This window comes from Colwellia asteriadis (assembly GCF_039523295.1).
Taxonomy (GTDB): Bacteria; Pseudomonadota; Gammaproteobacteria; order Enterobacterales; family Alteromonadaceae; genus Colwellia; species Colwellia asteriadis.
Window position 1 is genome coordinate 239,713 of record NZ_BAAAFA010000002.1, and the last position, 16,089, is coordinate 255,801.

Below are 16,089 nucleotides of genomic sequence, written 5' to 3' on the forward strand. Positions count from 1 at the left end.
TCTATATTTGCTTTGTTGGTGAAGACTAGCTTTGGCAAATTATGAATATGAGCTTATTTTTCTTTCATATTCCACAAAATGTCTTGGCCGCTACCCATTACCGTTGTTGGTAATTTACCATTCCATTGTTGTGCTTTGACGTACTCAACTAAGGTTTTATTGTTTTTAATGGCTTCGGCTTTTTTCACCATAGATTCAGCTTCTGCTAAACCTTTAACACGAATTGCCTCAGCTTGCGCTTTTGCTTCAATTTCTATGGCGTAAGCACTACCGTCAGCACGGGCTTTTTCAGCATCACGTTTTGCTTCAGCGGTATTTACCTCACGCTGAGCTTCAAGTTTTTGTCGCTCTAAACGGTGTTTTTCAGCTTCGGCTAAGTTTTTTTCGGTTTGCTTAGTTTCAATACTTTGTAAGTATTTTTGTGGTAATACCAAGTTTTCTATTTGTACACTATCAAGCTTTACCGGAAATTCAGCCATGGCTTCGAGTAATGTTTCTTCAATTTTTTGAATAACTTGTCCACGGTTTTGGATTATTTTTTCAGCTTTAAAGCGTGCGAGTGCATCTTTAGTGGCAGAGCGTAAACGTGGGTCTAAAATTCTATTTTCAAATTGATCTAAGCCGCCGTAACCTTTGTAAAGCTCAAAGGCCTCTGCGCGAATGACGGTCCAGTTTACCGATACTTCCGCTTGTACAGGCATTTGCTCAAAAGTAGAGGCTTTTAAATTCTCAGAATTTTTACGAGTACGAATTTCTAACTCTTCAATACTGTCAGCAAAGGGAACTTTAGTGTGTAGCCCCGGATTTACTTGGGTGGTTGCTTCACCAAAGCGCTTAACTATGCCAACATGACCTTCGTCAATGGTGTAAGGTACTTGCCATAAAACTGCTAGAGCGATAACGCCACTAACAACTTTACCAATATGTTTAGTTGCTTGCGCGGCATTTACATCAACGGTCTTTTTGCTTAGTCCATTTTTTAACATATTATTTCCTTCTGCTTATTTAACATTTATAACTACTTGTTAATAACAATAAAGCCTTGACATAATATGTCAAGGCTTTTGTTTGTTCGGCCAATTAAGTAACGTTTGTGGTTAATTTAAAAAGGTTTGATATGCCAAGTTGTCGGTTTCTTCTTGCCACTGGTAGCCTAAATCTGCCAAATGTTGAAAAAACTCTTGCTCTTGCTTATTGTCTACATCAAAGCCTGCTAATACTTGACCAAATGCCGCGCCATGGTTTCGGTAATGGAATAAAGTGATGTTCCAATGCTCACCCATTGCTGCTAGAAATTTCTCAAGGGCACCAGGGTGCTCAGGAAATTCAAAACTAAATAAGCGCTCATTTTTTTGATGATGTGCAGGGGTAATGTTTTTTCCGCCAATCATATAGCGTACATGAAGCTTGGCTAGCTCATTATCGGTAAAGTCACGCACTTTATAATTAGCGTTAACTAAACCTTGTAATAATTGCTGGCGTTCTTGCACGCTGCCCCCTAGGCGAATACCAACAAATATTTCAGCACTGGGTTCACCTGTGTAACGGTAGTTAAACTCAGTAATTGCGCGATTACCTATTGCTTGGCAAAAGCGCTTAAAGCTGCCTTTTTCTTCGGGAATGGTTACTGCTAAAATAGCTTCTTTTTTCTCGCCTAATTCACAACGTTCAGACACATAACGTAAGCTATGAAAGTTCATGTTGGCGCCAGAAAGTATTGCGGCTAAAGACTCTGAGCCTTGGCTACTTTGACAATATTTTTGTAAACCAGCTAACGACAAAGCGCCAGCAGGTTCGGCAATAACACGTGTTTGTTCAAAAATGTCTTTAATTGAAGCACAAATTTCGTCGGTATTTACGGTAATTACTTCGTCGCAATAGCGCTGAATTAAACCAAAGGTGTTTTCACCTATGCGCTTAACTGCAACGCCGTCGGCAAAAAGTCCTACTTGAGTAATATCAACAGGTCCGCCTGCGGCGAGTGCCGCTTTTAAACAAGCAGAGTCTTCTGCTTCTACGCCAATAATTTTAGTTTTTGGGCTCAGTTGTTTTAAGTAAACCGCCATGCCAGCCAGTAAACCACCACCGCCAACAGGAATGAATACTACGTCAGCATGGGGCAGTTGTTGTAATAACTCTTTAGCAACGGTACCTTGACCAGCAATAACATCAACATCGTCAAAAGGGTGAATAAGGGTTTTGTTTTCTGCTTGTGCATATTCTTGAGATGCCGCTTGAGCTTCGTTAAAGCTATTACCTACTAAGCGTACTTCGCCACCAAAACGACGGACATTGTCGACTTTAATGTCGGGTGTAGTTTTTGGCATAACAATAGTCGCTTTTATACCAAGTTTACTTGCTGCCAGTGCTAAACCTTGCGCATGGTTACCTGCTGAAGCGGCGATAACACCATGAATGCATTGTTCTTCGGTTAAATTGGCGAGCTTGTTGTATGCACCACGTAATTTAAAAGAATGTACAGGTTGCTGGTCTTCGCGTTTTAAATAAATTTGATTATTTAAACGCGTTGATAATTTAGTCAGTGGAGTCAGTTCAGTTTCTACTGCAACATCGTAAATCGGTGCAAGCAGAATACGTCGTAAATAATCGAGTTGTTCAGCTTGTTGTGTATTTTGCGTGAGTAGATCTTGCGTTGCGGTCATGGTATTGCCTAAATTACGGTGGTTGACTTAATTTTTTAGAATTTGATTGTGGCTTCAATTTTACTCATTAACTAGCGATGGTAATACGATGCTCGGCCTGTGCTAGCCGAACATCGGTAAGGTTAATTATTATGTCTAAAACAGGCTTTAGACATAATGATATTACTCGGTTAAGCCGTCTAGTAAGGCGCGGTTACGAACAGCTCCTTTGTCAGCACTCGTGGCTAACATGGCATAGTTTTTCAGTGCGTAGCTAATTGGGCGAACACGATCTTTAGGTTGCCAAGCATCTTTGCCTTTAGCTTCCATTGCTGCGCGACGTGTTGCTAATACTTCTTCGCTAATTTGTAGAGTAATTTCACGCGTAGGTATGTCGATATGAATAATATCGCCTTGTTCTACTAAGGCGATGGTTCCGCCACTTGCGGCTTCTGGTGATACGTGGCCAATAGACAGGCCAGAAGTACCGCCTGAGAAACGACCATCGGTAAGTAGAGCACAAGCTTTGCCTAAGCCCATTGATTTTAAATAAGTAGTTGGGTAAAGCATTTCTTGCATACCTGGACCACCTTTAGGGCCTTCGTAACGAATAACCACCACTTCACCAGCAACTACTTTACCGTCTAAAATACCGGCAACGGCATCGTCTTGGCTTTCAAAAATATGTGCAGGACCAGTAAATATTAAGTTGTCGTCACTAACACCCGCGGTTTTTACCACGCAGCCATCAACGGCAATATTACCCGAAAGTACCGCTAAGCCACCTTCCGTTGAAAAGGCATTATCAATGCTACGAATACAACCATTCGCTCTATCATCGTCTAACGTATCCCAGCGACAATCTTGGCTAAAGGCTTTAGTAGTACGAATACCGGCAGGGCCAGCGCGATAGAACTTTTTAACCTCTTCATCATCGGTAACTTTAATATCATACTGAGCGATAACATCAGCTAAGGTTGTGCCTAATACATTAGGAACATCTGTTTTTAATAAGTTAGCGCGGGCCAATTCACCTAAAATAGCAATAACACCACCAGCGCGATGAACATCTTCCATATGATAATCTGGTGTTGATGGCGCTACTTTACATAACTGTGGCACGATACGAGATAATTTATCCATATCTTCCATGGTGTAATCTATTTCAGCTTCTTGTGCGGTAGCCAGTAAATGCAAAATAGTATTGGTTGAGCCGCCCATCGCAATGTCTAAGCACATTGCGTTTGAAAAAGAGTCTTTGTTGGCGATATTACGTGGTAATGCTGACTCGTCGTTATCTTGATAGTAACGCTTAGTTAGCTCAACAATTTGTTTACCTGCTTTTAAGAATAATTGTTCGCGATCAGCGTGGGTTGCTAACATTGAACCATTGCCTGGTAATGCTAAACCTAAGGCTTCGGCTAAACAGTTCATTGAATTTGCGGTAAACATACCAGAACATGAACCACAAGTAGGACAGGCTGAACGTTCAACTTGGTCACTTTGCTCGTCAGATACTGTTGGATCAGCACCTTGAATCATAGCGTCTACTAAATCAAGTTTAATAATTTGTTCGCTTAATTTGGTTTTACCTGCCTCCATTGGTCCACCCGAAACAAAAATTACTGGAATGTTTAAACGCATTGCAGCCATTAACATTCCTGGGGTGATTTTGTCGCAGTTTGAAATACATACCATGGCATCAGCACAATGTGCGTTAACCATATATTCAACAGAGTCGGCAATTAAATCGCGAGAAGGTAGGCTGTAAAGCATGCCTGAGTGACCCATAGCAATGCCGTCATCAACGGCAATGGTGTTAAATTCTTTTGCAACACCGCCTGCTTCTTCAATGGCGCCTGCAACAAGTTGCCCCATGTCTTTTAAGTGCACATGACCAGGTACAAATTGCGTAAATGAATTAACCACCGCAATAATTGGTTTGCCAAAATCGCCATCGGTCATACCTGTAGCGCGCCAAAGTGCACGAGCACCGGCCATATTACGGCCTTGAGTAGAGGTAGCAGATCTTAATTTAGGCATATTCAGGACTTCCAATTAGAGGTTAGTATTATGTTTAATAAGTTTTTATTAGTTTTATTTTAAAAGCTTAATAAGAGTAAAATTAGTGATTAAGCTTTTAAAATAATACTTAGTTTGGGCGCTAGCCTTAGTTTGTACGTTAGTTTTAGTTCGTTTATATCTTTCGCCATAAAAGTGAAGTAACTAGTATCTTGAGATTAACTCAAAACAGGAGTGCGAAGCCTATAACAATAGGTAAGCACTCCTGATAAAGCGCTAGCTCTCAAAAGGCCGTTTATTCAACAGACTCTAACCAACCCCATTTATCTTCAGTAGTACCATCAAAAATACCGAAGAAAGCTTCTTGTAATGCCTTCGTGATAGGACCGCGTGAGCCAGTACCTACAGGTAAACCATCAACGGTTTTAACAGGTACTATTTCAGTCGCTGTGCCGGTCATGAAGAATTCATCAGCAAGGTATAATGCGTCACGCGCAATTGCTTCTTCACGTACTTCATAACCTAAATCTGCCGCTAATGTCATTACTACATCACGCGTTAAACCGGTTAGAATTGAAGCTGAACTCGGTGGCGTGTAAATAACACCTTTGCGTACTAAAAATAAGTTTTGACCTGCGCCTTCACTCACCATGTTATTAACATCAAGAGCGATACCTTCGGTATAACCGTGGCGCGCTGCTTCAGTTGATATTAATTGTGATGATAAGTAGTTACCACCTGCTTTTGCCGCTGTTGGCATAGTGTTTGGCGCTAAACGGTTCCAGCTTGAAACACCCACATTAACACCGTCTTCAATAGCTTCAGCACCTAAATATGCTTCCCAGCTAAAGGCTGCGATCATTGCATCGGCAACCGCATCTGTTGGCGGACGTAAACCCATGCCTATATCGCCTAAGAAAAATAACGGACGTAAATAAGCTGATTTCAAACCATTTTTTACCACAGAATCTTTACAAGCTTGAATGATCTCTGCTTGCGTGTAAGGAATATTCATACGGTAAATTTTTGCTGAATTAAAAAGGCGCTCAATATGCTCTTCTAAACGGAAAATACACGTACCTTTGTGTGTGTTATAAGCACGAATACCTTCAAATACAGATGAACCATAATGAAGTGCATGACTCATTACATGAACCGTGGCGTTTTCCCACGGCATAAGTTCCCCGTTGAACCAAATTAAATCTGCGTGTACTTTTGCCATTTTATTTTCCTACTCTTATTAGTGTCGACGGAGTATTCGTGGAACACTCCGTCGGAATTTTATAGATGCTTGTTGTTCCAATATGATTAGGTTGTTGTTTATTAAACACTTAATCAATTTGGCACTATTTATAATTGTTACGCACTACATTGTTGCGTTGCACTATTGTCTACCGTGACACCTTTGATGTCGATCAGTTTATTAATTTGATCAATTAATAAGGTAATAGGTCGAGAGCTGCTAACTTGTAAGGTAATTGTGGCGACTTTATTGCCGGTATTCACCTGTGCATTAATGCCATTAATTAAAAAACCACGGTAGCGTGTTACTTGTAAAATACGCTCAAGTACCACTTGTCTGTCGTCGGCAATAATAATTAGTTGATAGTCATTTAAAGTTGTCGAGTTCATTTTAAACACTCTCCATCATTTTATGGTTAGCTGTATTAGGTGGTACTAGCGGCCAAACATTTTCAGCAGCATCTATTTTTACTTGTAAAAGGTAAGGACCGTCGTGATCAAGCATTTCTTCAACCGCTGTGTTTACTTCACTCTTTTTAGTGATTTGCTTTGATTTGATGTCGAACGCCGTCGATAACATGATGAAATCAGGGTTATCTGATAAATCGGTTTCACTTAAACGCCCGTCGAAAAACAGGTCTTGCCATTGACGTACCATGCCTAGTTTAGCGTTATCAATTAATACGATTTTTACCGGAATTTGATAACGTTTTATGGTCGCTAATTCTTGAACATTCATCATGATAGAGCCATCACCTGAAACGGCAATAACGGTATCATGCGGACGACTAATTTGTGCACCAATTGCTGCAGGTAAGCCAAAGCCCATAGTACCCATGCCGCCACTGGTTAAAAAGTTACACGGATCGTTAAAGTCCATATGTTGTGCAGCCCACATTTGGTGTTGACCTACATCAGTTGTAACACAAGTATTTTTTGGCATTAAATCGCTGACAGCTTTTAATACCGCAGGCGCAAAAATATTTTCGCCTGGGTGATCATAACGCCATGCACAATCGGCTTTCATTTCTTGTAGCTTTTCTTGCCATGGGGCAATGCTTAGTGGCACAGAAAGTAAAGGTAGATTGGCTTTTAAGTCACCTAAAATTGCCACATTAGCGGCACGGCGCTTGTTGATTTCAGCAGTATCAATATCAAAATGGATAACTTTAGCATTTGGCGCAAATTCATTTAACTTGCCAGTAACACGGTCATCAAAACGCGCACCAACGACAACTAATAAATCACACTGTTGTACGGCGTTATTTGCCGCTTTGGTGCCATGCATACCTAACATACCCAAATAATTTTCATCTTCTGGGTTCATGGCGCCTAAACCTTTCAAGGTAGACACACTTGGCATGCCAGTTTCTTTAGCAAACTGTCGAGTTTCCTCAACGGCATTAGCCATACCAACACCACCGCCAACATATAAAATAGGCTGTTGCGCATGGGTTAATAAATCTAATGCATTACTAATATCTGCTAATGGCAAATGCACTTTGTTTTCTAAATGCGATAATTTATCTAAACGTTCAGTAACTTCAGCTAACTGAACATCTTTTGGAATATCTACCAATACAGGACCTTGGCGACCTTCTAAGGCAATTTCGAATGCTTGATGCAATACTTTTTCTAGGTCATTAATGTCGGTTACTTGGAATGAATGCTTAGTACAGGCAAGTGATAAACCGAAAATATCTATCTCTTGAAAAGCATCACTACCCATAGCCGAAGTGGGTACTTGACCAGTAATAGCAACCACAGGAATTGAGTCAGCAAGGGCATCGGCAAGACCCGTAATTAAGTTAGTAGCACCAGGGCCAGAAGTGGCTAAACATACACCTACTTTACCAGCAGCGCGGGCATAACCAACAGCCGAAAAAGCAGCACCTTGTTCATGACGACAGAGAAAGTGTTGAACATCGCTGTCATACAGGGCGTCGTAAATAGGCATAATTGCGCCACCTGGGTAGCCAAAAACGTGCTCGACACCGTGTTGTTGTAACACTTCAAATAATAATCCGCCGCCTGTTAACGGTTTGCTCTCGGTCATGATAAATCCAAAATTGTTTTGTTAAAAATTACGTTCAAAAGTTATGTTTAAAAAATGTTCTTAAAATCAAGTTATTACTCTAGTTTTACGTTGAATAATAAAAAACCCCCGGTTCATAGAAGCGAGGGTTTGTTTTTCGATAAATTGCTATTTTTTAGCTCAACGAAAACCCTCGCGATGTTTTAATAATCACCACGACGAGGACGTTAATAATAATTGAGTTAAATTTATGCATTTTATCGTTCTTTATTTTTTATTGTTAAAACTGAATTTTTATTTTGTTCTAGTTAATTTTTATTCAGCTTTCGTGCACTTATTAAATTAGTACCATAGCTTTTGGTGTGATAGCAAGTTTTTTTATTAGAGTCTTTTTTTAGTTGAATGAACTGAGAGGAATAAGACTAATTGAAAAAAACTGGTCTACACTAGAAAAAAGGGAATTACTAAATGGAATTTTTATGTCACTTGCCTGTGTTTATAGTCGCGCTCGTGTAGGACTTGAGTCACCTTTGGTTACCGTGGAAGTTCACCTTGCTAACGGCTTACCCGCGTTTAATATTGTCGGTTTACCCGAAACGTCAGTGAAAGAATCAAAAGACAGAGTACGTAGCGCTATTATCAACTGCGGCTACGAATTTCCAGCGAAGCGTATTACCATAAACCTTGCCCCTGCCGATTTACCCAAAGAGGGTGGCCGCTTTGATTTACCCATTGCTATTGGTATTTTGGCAGCCTCAGAGCAATTACCGCCTGTTGATTTAAGCCAATATGAATTCGCGGGTGAATTAGCGTTATCAGGAGAGTTACGCGCTATTGTTGGTGAAATTCCTGCGGCTTTAGCCAGCCATAACAGTGGGCGCACACTCATTATTCCTATACAAAATGCTGAGCAGGCTAGTTGGATCAAACAAGCAAAAATATTAGCGATTAATCATTTAACGCAATTGTTCCCGCACTTTTCAGGGCAACAAACGCTCGATTTTGTTGAACAACGAGAAGCGCATATTGTACGAGTCCCGTCGGCGTTAGACATTAGTGACGTTATTGGTCAGCCTTTAGCAAAGCGTGCCTTAGAAATTGCCGCTTCAGGCGGACATAATCTTTTGTTTATTGGTCCGCCAGGTACAGGAAAAACCATGTTAGCAAGCCGATTAGCAGGAATTTTACCTGCGATGAGCGAGGCTGAAGCACTTGATGTTGCTGCGATTCAATCTATCAGTCATCAAAAAATTGATAGTCATTCATGGCACACTCGCCCATTTAGAGCGCCGCACCATACCGCATCGTCAGCAGCACTGGTTGGTGGCGGTAGTCAGCCTCAGCCGGGTGAAATATCGTTAGCGCACAATGGTGTGTTGTTTTTAGATGAGTTACCTGAATTTGAGCGCAAGGTGCTTGATGTTTTACGAGAGCCGATGGAGTCAGGCGAAGTTACCATTTCGAGGGCTTTGCATAAGCAGTCGTTTCCAGCACGCTTTCAATTAATTGGTGCTATGAACCCTAGCCCAACTGGGTTTTATAACGATAAACGCAGTACGCCTGAGCAGGTGTTACGTTATTTGAGTCGGGTTTCAGGGCCTTTTCTTGACCGTATTGATATTCAAATTGAAGTGGCTCGTTTACCCCGTGGTACTTGGTCGGTTGATACGCAAGAAAATGAAAATAGTGAAACGGTACAAGCTCGCGTGCAAGTAAGCCGTAATATTCAAATGGCTCGCCAAGGTAAAGCGAATGCTCACTTGAGTACCGCCGAAATAAAAAAATATTGTCAGTTGAATGTTGATGATAATGAATTTTTAGAGCTGGCTGTAGAGCGTCTTGGCTTGTCGACCCGCGCTCATCACAAAATTATTAAAATTGCGCGAACGCTAGCTGATATGGAAGCTAGTCAAATGATTTTAAAAACACACTTGATGGAAGCACTTTCGTACCGAGCGATGGACAGGCTACTTAGGCACTTAACTAGTGCGGTGGCATAAGTTTTTTTGGAGCTATCGATTGATTTTGATCTTAACACCTACAATGTCATTTTGTAATTAAAGTGAAACCAGAATGTAACTAAATGTTATTTTAATACTTGTCTGTTTTTGCTATGTTTGAATTCCAATTTTTTAACGGAGTAAATTAAGTGAATTTATTAGGAAAAATAATCGTGGCTTGTAGTTTATTATTAACGCAAGTTAGCCAAGCAAGTATTATTTACCAAAACGACTTTGAAGCAAGTGCTGGTGCACAATGGTCAACATCGTTGTTAGATATTACACCTGTGGGCAATCGCAGTTTTCTCGGGCAGTTTGGTAATGAAACGGTGAGTTTATCGCTTGATAACCTTGAAGCACACAATACGATGACAATATCTTTTGACTTGTTTGTTATTCAATCGTGGGATGGAAATCAAGTGAGTGGCGGTGGCTTTGATGTTTTTACTTTTGGTTTAGCTAACGGACTTAGTTTGTTGAGTACTACTTTTAGTAATACACCTGAGTTTAATCATAATCAAAGTTATTCAGCGAGCAATGCCAATGGTGACTTTGTTGCTCATACCGGCGCCGCAGAGATTAATAGCTTAGGTTACTCATTTTATGGTGATTCTGTGTATAATTTGAGCTTTACGTTTGCGCATGCCGCTAATGATGTTCAGTTCAATTTCAATGCATCAGGTTTGCAAAGTATGGCGGATGAGAGTTGGGGTATTGATAATGTTGTGGTTGAAGTGAGCTCGACCAATAATATTCCTGAGCCGAGCACTTTGTTTTTATTTGCTTTACCTTTGTTAGCATTGGCTAGAAAATTTAACTAATTCAATAATATTGCTACTCAGCAATGGCTTGAAAAAATGCTTTCATTAGGGGTTGTGCTTTGTTTTGATTTAAACAACACACCCCTAATTCAAATGGTTCAATCTCACCAATATTCTCTAAGTTTCTAACTCGATCTTTCACTGGGCTATTGTCAACGACCACTTGTGGCACTATGCCAACGCCACAACCTAAAGCCACCATACTCACTAAAGCTTCATGCCCTGAAACCGTCGCATAAATATTTGGTTTACCTTGTTGTTTTTTGCGATACCAAGGTTCGAAACGTTTTCGAGCAGCGCCATGCTCGGGTAAAATTATTGGGATTTTTGACCAAGGTAATATTTTTTCGTTCAGTTGCTGCTGTACTTTACAGCTCATCGTTGGCGCTATTACGGCAAGGGCAATGGTGTCTAAGTGTTGAAAATAAACACTGCGCGGTAAATGTTCAGGGTGTGCGGCTATAGCAACGTCAACCGATTGGTTTTGTACTTGTTCAAGTGCATCGGCGGCATCACCGGTGGTTAACATGATTTCAACTAACGGGTGCTGCGACCTAAAACGCTCTAACAGCGGCGGTAAGTGGCTATAGGCGGCAGTAACCGAACAGTACATGTGCAATTTTCCAGTTAGGGCTTGCTGTGCTTGGTCGATTGATTGCTTAAAGGTTTGCCAGTATTCGAGCTGTTGCTCGGCGTATTGCTTAAACTTTTTACCATTTTCAGTTAGTACCACAGTACGGTTATCACGATGTAGCAAGGCGGTACCTACTTCATCTTCAATACGTTGAATTGCTCTGCTGAGGGTTGACGGACTAATATGATGTGCTTGTGCGGTTTTACCAAAGTGCAAGCTTTGACTTAAATGCGCAAACATCGCAAGTGCTTTTTGATCCATAACCCAGTCCTCTGTGAATTGTCTTGTATTGCAAAAAATGCAACGCGATGGTGCGAATATATCACTTTTTGCAACGCTTTGACTAGCGTATGCTAATTCCACTGTCAGAAAACCTGACTCAATTTATTTTAGAATATTCAACTTTATCAAGTTAGAGGAATCAGCATGAGCAACTATTTCAATACGTTAAGTTTACGTGAAAAATTAGGCCAATTAGGCAAATGTCGTTTTATGAAGCGTGAAGAGTTTAGCGATGGCTGTAACTTCATCAAAGATTGGAACATTGTTATTGTTGGTTGTGGCGCTCAAGGTTTAAACCAAGGTTTAAACATGCGTGATTCAGGTTTAAATATTTCTTACGCTTTACGTGATGCGGCAATTAGCGAAAAACGTCAATCATGGCAGTGGGCTACTGAGAATGGTTTTACTGTAGGTAACTACGCAGAATTAATTCCTCAAGCAGATTTAGTTTTAAACTTAACACCTGATAAGCAACACACTTCAGCCGTTACTGCGGTAATGCCATTAATGAAGCACGGCGCAACTCTTGCGTACTCTCATGGCTTCAACATTGTTGAAGAAGGCATGCAAATTCGTCCTGACATTACAGTAGTTATGGTTGCTCCTAAGTGTCCTGGTACTGAAGTACGTGAAGAATACAAGCGTGGTTTTGGTGTACCAACACTTATCGCTGTTCACCCTGAAAACGATCCACAAGGTAACGGCTTAGCGATTGCTAAAGCGTATGCTTCTGCAACAGGTGGCGACAGAGCGGGTGTTTTAGAGTCTTCTTTCATTGCTGAAGTTAAGTCTGATTTAATGGGCGAGCAAACTATTCTTTGTGGTATGTTACAAACAGCGGCGGTACTAGGTCATAAGCAATTAGTTGCTCAAGGCATTGACGCTGCATACGCACGTAAATTATTACAATACGGTTTAGAAACAACTACCGAAGGCTTAAAACACGGTGGTATTACTAACATGATGGATCGTTTATCAAACCCTGCAAAAATCAAAGCGTTTGATATGTCTGAAGAATTAAAAGTTATTTTAGGTCCATTATTTGAAAAGCACATGGATGACATCATTGAAGGTCGCTTCTCTGCAACTATGATGGAAGACTGGGCAAATGACGATGCTAACCTACTTAAGTGGCGTGCACAAACGGCTGAAACTTCATTTGAATTAGCCGCAGATTGCGATGTAGAAATTACAGAGCAAGAGTACTACGACAAAGGTATTTTTGTTGTTGCTATGATTAAAGCTGGTGTTGAACTAGCATTTGAAGCTATGGTTGCTGCGGGCATTATTGAAGAGTCAGCGTATTATGAGTCACTTCATGAAACACCACTTATTGCTAACTGTATTGCACGTAATAAATTATACGAAATGAACGTAGTAATTTCTGACACAGCTGAGTACGGTAACTACTTATTTGTTCACGCAGCAGTGCCATTACTTGAAGAATACGCAAGTAACTTAACCCTTGAGCAATTAGGTGAAGGTGTTAAAACAAGTTCAAATGGCGTTGATAACGTACGTTTAATTGAAGTTAATGAAGCAATTCGCAGCCATGGCGTAGAAGTGATTGGTAAAGAGCTTCGTGGTTACATGACTGACATGAAAAAAATTGTTGAAGCTAACGTTTAATCAACTTAATTGTTATTAACTAATTAATTTCAATGGTTTGCTGTATTTCAATAAGGTTGGAGTACAGCAAATATAAAAGCATTTATCCTGAGGACGAATGCTTTTTTTATGGAGTTTTTAAGCACAACAACACTGAAATCAATTTATCTTATATAAGCAGAGCTTATTCATTTTACAAAGCAAAGGGGAATATCAATGAGCGAATTTAATAATGTTACTGTAACTAGAGCCGCGAATGTTTATTTTGACGGTAAGGTTACGAGTCGAAAAGTAACGTTCGAAGATGGTAGCTTTAAAACCTTAGGTATTATGATGCCAGGCGACTACACCTTTGGTACTAATGAACATGAACTTATGGAAATTACAGCGGGTGAATGTGAAATTTTATTAGCTGGCGCACAGCAGTGGTTACCAATTAAAGGCGGTGAGTCATTTGAAGTACCAGCAAACAGTAGTTTTGATGTAAAAGCAAAAACAATTATTGATTACTGTTGTAGCTACATTGCTTAGTGCTATAACACCTTAAAAATAATAAAAGGCACTTCAATAATGAGGTGCCTTTTTAGTTTTATCTGTCGCTTATTAGTTAACCTGAATGTTAATTGACATTGCTTATTTTAATGCCAGCAAGTTCCTCACACGATAATAAGCTTTGTATATGCTCAACAATTTCATCTTTATTGGCTAATAGCTGAAAATCATAACCGTTGCCATTACCATCAATAATAATAGAGAGGTAGTTGTCGGCAGCTGTAATCAGCGAAATACGCGCGATGCTAATTTTTGTCAGTGAAGATTTTTTACTAAACGGTGATATTTTTAATCGAGAAATCACTAAATCACTTTCACGACGTTCCACTAAACTTTTTAACGAGTTATTCATTGTAAAGCGTAGTGAAAATCGATAAGACATTAAGCCAAATGCTGCAGCAATCGCTAGCATGTTAGTTGGTTCGCTAATATTGTAATACCAGCGATAAATAAATGCTAAAAAGAAGCCTGCGGCGGTAATGTTACATAAAAGCTTTAATTGTAGGTGTGATATTTTCATGGGCTGCCTAGGTATAGTAAAGCACAGTTAAGCACAGCATTTTTTGTATTTTTTGCCACTACCACATGAGCATGGATCATTACGCTCAGGTGTTTTTTCAAAGCGTTGGGTACTAGGCTTGTTTAAGGCAACTTCTAATTCAGCAATGTTTTCATCTGCTTTAGCATCAATAGTAATATTAGCGACTAAGTTATGCTGATCAGCCAACGCTTGTACTTCTGCGCTACGTTGCTCATTGGCTACTGTTAACACTAATGGTCTGCCTGCAGTGCCTAATTTAACATTGGGGTTTGGCTTGTAACCATTTTTACCATAATTGGTCATTACGTCAGGTCGGCCACGGTAGAAAAATTTAGACATTGTTATTCTCGAATTTCAAAAAACGCTATTTTAGCGGCTTTATTCAATATTAGCGACGAGTTATTTTACTCGAGCTAGTTAACGCCATGTTATTAGCTATGCCGCAGAGGTCTTTATAAATAAGGCTTTAATAAAGTTTAATAACAAAATTAGCAACTTTCATATAATTTAATTGGCAATATTTTAGGGTAAATGTTCTCTTGTGATAGCGCGGCTTTGTTTGTATTTCGAACTAGGGCGAGTAATAAAACGATCACAATAAATGATAACGATAAATATGAGAACGTTAGGGAATATTATGCAACACACACAAAACACATCAATACGGTTACCTTTTTTTATTATAGCGCTTGCCTCGCTATTGGTAAGCCCGGTAAATAGCGCTATCGCCAAAAGTAACGACAAAGTAATGTTTGATGATTTTAATTATAAAACATTAAGCGATGCCGAAAAAAATGGTTGGGTTGCGCGTACTCAAGTAGGGCACCCAGGCATAAAAAATGCCACGTGGTGGGATGAAGGTATTAGCTTTCATGTTGACCAAAGCGATGCTAATAATTCTGTTATGCGCTTAACCTCTAAAACGGACGGTAGTGCCGAAAACACGCGACATACGCAAATTTGTCATCAACGTAAATATTTAGAGGGGACTTATGCCGCGCGCTTATACTTTAATGATGAGCCTGATTTTGGTCCAGACGGTGATGGTATTGTTGAAACCTTTTATACAATTAGTCCGCTTGAAGCCCCAATGGATAAAAACTACAGCGAAATGGACTTTGAATATTTAGCTAATGGCGGCTGGGGTGTTAAAGGTAATGTACTCTTTTCAACCTCATGGGAAACATTTCAATTAGAGCCTTGGACACCAGTGAATGCACATGACACCTACAAGAAAAGCTTACAAGGCTGGAATACCGTTGTGTTGCAAGTATTTAATGACACTATTAAGTATTATATTAACGGTCATTTATTCTCTGAGCATGGTAGCGATGTTTATCCTGAAGTCGCCATGTCGATGAACTTTAACTTGTGGTTTATTCCTGAAGCCGTGCTAAATAGCACTGAACCTCGCCAATATCATCAAGAAGTTGACTGGGTTTACTTTAATGCTGATAGCGCATTATCACATAAGCAAGTTGAACAAGCCGTTGCCTCATTACGTAAGCAACAGGTTAAACAACAAGACACTGTGCCGCATTGGCAACCTAAGCTTGATAGCTATTGTGGCTTATAGCAGCGAATTAATTTTAAGTTAATACGTTAATTATTCCCTCTTAACGTTCGTCATTAATATTAAGCACTATGGTAAGCTTTATTACGTTTACACGTTTTGTTAATAAAGCTTACCGTGCTTATTATTAAGTGTTA

The 16,089-nt window shown here is 40.0% G+C and carries 14 protein-coding genes; 5 read left to right on the plus strand and 9 right to left on the minus strand.

Features of this window, described 5'->3' with window-relative positions; genetic code table 11:
* Positions 1 to 53: 53 nt before the first annotated feature.
* The 6 genes from ABD005_RS04195 to ilvG all read right to left on the minus strand — a co-directional run bounded on the left by ABD005_RS04195 (position 54) and on the right by ilvG (position 7,962).
* Entirely contained in the window at positions 54 to 986 is a 933-nt protein-coding gene (locus tag ABD005_RS04195) for a prohibitin family protein (protein ID WP_215980034.1), read from the minus strand.
* Between the two features lie 111 nt (positions 987 to 1,097).
* A complete protein-coding gene (gene ilvA, locus ABD005_RS04200) occupies positions 1,098 to 2,663 on the minus strand; it encodes a threonine ammonia-lyase, biosynthetic (protein WP_343815321.1) in 1,566 nt (521 codons plus the stop codon).
* Positions 2,664 to 2,825: 162 nt separating this feature from the next.
* Positions 2,826 to 4,685: a dihydroxy-acid dehydratase gene (gene ilvD, locus ABD005_RS04205; protein ID WP_215980032.1), complete on the minus strand. Its 1,860-nt coding sequence runs from the start codon at positions 4,683 to 4,685 to the stop codon at positions 2,826 to 2,828.
* A 274-nt stretch (positions 4,686 to 4,959) separates the two neighbouring features.
* Positions 4,960 to 5,886: a branched-chain amino acid transaminase gene (locus ABD005_RS04210; RefSeq protein WP_215980031.1), complete on the minus strand. Its 927-nt coding sequence runs from the start codon at positions 5,884 to 5,886 to the stop codon at positions 4,960 to 4,962.
* Between the two features lie 137 nt (positions 5,887 to 6,023).
* A complete protein-coding gene (gene ilvM, locus ABD005_RS04215) occupies positions 6,024 to 6,296 on the minus strand; it encodes an acetolactate synthase 2 small subunit (protein ID WP_343815325.1) in 273 nt (90 codons plus the stop codon).
* Between the two features lies 1 nt (position 6,297).
* Positions 6,298 to 7,962, minus strand: coding sequence for an acetolactate synthase 2 catalytic subunit (gene ilvG, locus ABD005_RS04220; protein WP_343815328.1), 1,665 nt, complete (start codon positions 7,960 to 7,962; stop codon positions 6,298 to 6,300).
* Between the two features lie 458 nt (positions 7,963 to 8,420).
* Here ilvG and ABD005_RS04225 point away from each other — a divergent pair, with 458 nt between their 5' ends.
* Together ABD005_RS04225 and ABD005_RS04230 are read left to right on the plus strand one after the other, a co-directional pair.
* A complete protein-coding gene (locus tag ABD005_RS04225; RefSeq protein ID WP_343815331.1) occupies positions 8,421 to 9,941 on the plus strand; it encodes a YifB family Mg chelatase-like AAA ATPase in 1,521 nt (506 codons plus the stop codon).
* Positions 9,942 to 10,090: 149 nt separating this feature from the next.
* Positions 10,091 to 10,762 carry a hypothetical protein gene (locus tag ABD005_RS04230; protein ID WP_343815334.1) on the plus strand — a complete coding sequence of 224 codons (672 nt, stop codon included), beginning with the start codon at positions 10,091 to 10,093 and terminating at the stop codon, positions 10,760 to 10,762.
* Between the two features lie 13 nt (positions 10,763 to 10,775).
* On the opposite strand, the gene ilvY is transcribed toward ABD005_RS04230, so the two are convergent.
* On the minus strand, positions 10,776 to 11,657 hold the full coding sequence (gene ilvY / locus ABD005_RS04235; RefSeq protein WP_215980026.1) for an HTH-type transcriptional activator IlvY: 882 nt from the start codon (positions 11,655 to 11,657) through the stop codon (positions 10,776 to 10,778).
* Positions 11,658 to 11,822: 165 nt separating this feature from the next.
* Here ilvY and ilvC point away from each other — a divergent pair, with 165 nt between their 5' ends.
* The gene (gene ilvC / locus ABD005_RS04240; RefSeq protein ID WP_343815337.1) at positions 11,823 to 13,307 is read left to right on the plus strand and encodes a ketol-acid reductoisomerase; all 1,485 of its coding nucleotides are present in this window, start codon (positions 11,823 to 11,825) and stop codon (positions 13,305 to 13,307) included.
* 195 nt (positions 13,308 to 13,502) lie between these two features.
* A complete protein-coding gene (gene ppnP / locus ABD005_RS04245) occupies positions 13,503 to 13,817 on the plus strand; it encodes a pyrimidine/purine nucleoside phosphorylase (RefSeq protein WP_215980024.1) in 315 nt (104 codons plus the stop codon).
* Positions 13,818 to 13,905: 88 nt separating this feature from the next.
* Here the strand turns inward: ppnP and ABD005_RS04250 are convergent, their stop codons facing one another.
* Positions 13,906 to 14,358 (minus strand): hypothetical protein, encoded by a 453-nt coding sequence (locus ABD005_RS04250; protein WP_343815341.1) that lies wholly within the window; start codon positions 14,356 to 14,358, stop codon positions 13,906 to 13,908.
* A gap of 27 nt (positions 14,359 to 14,385) precedes the next feature.
* A complete protein-coding gene (locus tag ABD005_RS04255) occupies positions 14,386 to 14,718 on the minus strand; it encodes a PBPRA1643 family SWIM/SEC-C metal-binding motif protein (protein WP_343815344.1) in 333 nt (110 codons plus the stop codon).
* A gap of 298 nt (positions 14,719 to 15,016) precedes the next feature.
* On the opposite strand from ABD005_RS04255, the gene ABD005_RS04260 reads away from it, so the two are divergent.
* The gene (locus ABD005_RS04260) at positions 15,017 to 15,955 is read left to right on the plus strand and encodes a glycoside hydrolase family 16 protein (protein ID WP_343815347.1); all 939 of its coding nucleotides are present in this window, start codon (positions 15,017 to 15,019) and stop codon (positions 15,953 to 15,955) included.
* The last annotated feature ends 134 nt before the right edge of the window (positions 15,956 to 16,089 follow it).

Excerpts from the sequence above, each read along its gene's own strand:
- ABD005_RS04195 (WP_215980034.1), bottom strand. The coding sequence starts at position 986 with ATGTTAAAAAATGGACTAAGCAAAAAGACCGTTGATGTAAATGCCGCG.
- ilvA (WP_343815321.1), bottom strand. The coding sequence starts at position 2,663 with ATGACCGCAACGCAAGATCTACTCACGCAAAATACACAACAAGCTGAA.
- ilvD (WP_215980032.1), bottom strand. The coding sequence starts at position 4,685 with ATGCCTAAATTAAGATCTGCTACCTCTACTCAAGGCCGTAATATGGCC.
- ABD005_RS04210 (WP_215980031.1), bottom strand. The coding sequence starts at position 5,886 with ATGGCAAAAGTACACGCAGATTTAATTTGGTTCAACGGGGAACTTATG.
- ilvM (WP_343815325.1), bottom strand. The coding sequence starts at position 6,296 with ATGAACTCGACAACTTTAAATGACTATCAACTAATTATTATTGCCGAC.
- ilvG (WP_343815328.1), bottom strand. The coding sequence starts at position 7,962 with ATGACCGAGAGCAAACCGTTAACAGGCGGCGGATTATTATTTGAAGTG.
- ABD005_RS04225 (WP_343815331.1), top strand. The coding sequence starts at position 8,421 with ATGTCACTTGCCTGTGTTTATAGTCGCGCTCGTGTAGGACTTGAGTCA.
- ilvY (WP_215980026.1), bottom strand. The coding sequence starts at position 11,657 with ATGGATCAAAAAGCACTTGCGATGTTTGCGCATTTAAGTCAAAGCTTG.
- ilvC (WP_343815337.1), top strand. The coding sequence starts at position 11,823 with ATGAGCAACTATTTCAATACGTTAAGTTTACGTGAAAAATTAGGCCAA.
- ppnP (WP_215980024.1), top strand. The coding sequence starts at position 13,503 with ATGAGCGAATTTAATAATGTTACTGTAACTAGAGCCGCGAATGTTTAT.
- ABD005_RS04250 (WP_343815341.1), bottom strand. The coding sequence starts at position 14,358 with ATGAAAATATCACACCTACAATTAAAGCTTTTATGTAACATTACCGCC.
- ABD005_RS04255 (WP_343815344.1), bottom strand. The coding sequence starts at position 14,718 with ATGTCTAAATTTTTCTACCGTGGCCGACCTGACGTAATGACCAATTAT.
- ABD005_RS04260 (WP_343815347.1), top strand. The coding sequence starts at position 15,017 with ATGCAACACACACAAAACACATCAATACGGTTACCTTTTTTTATTATA.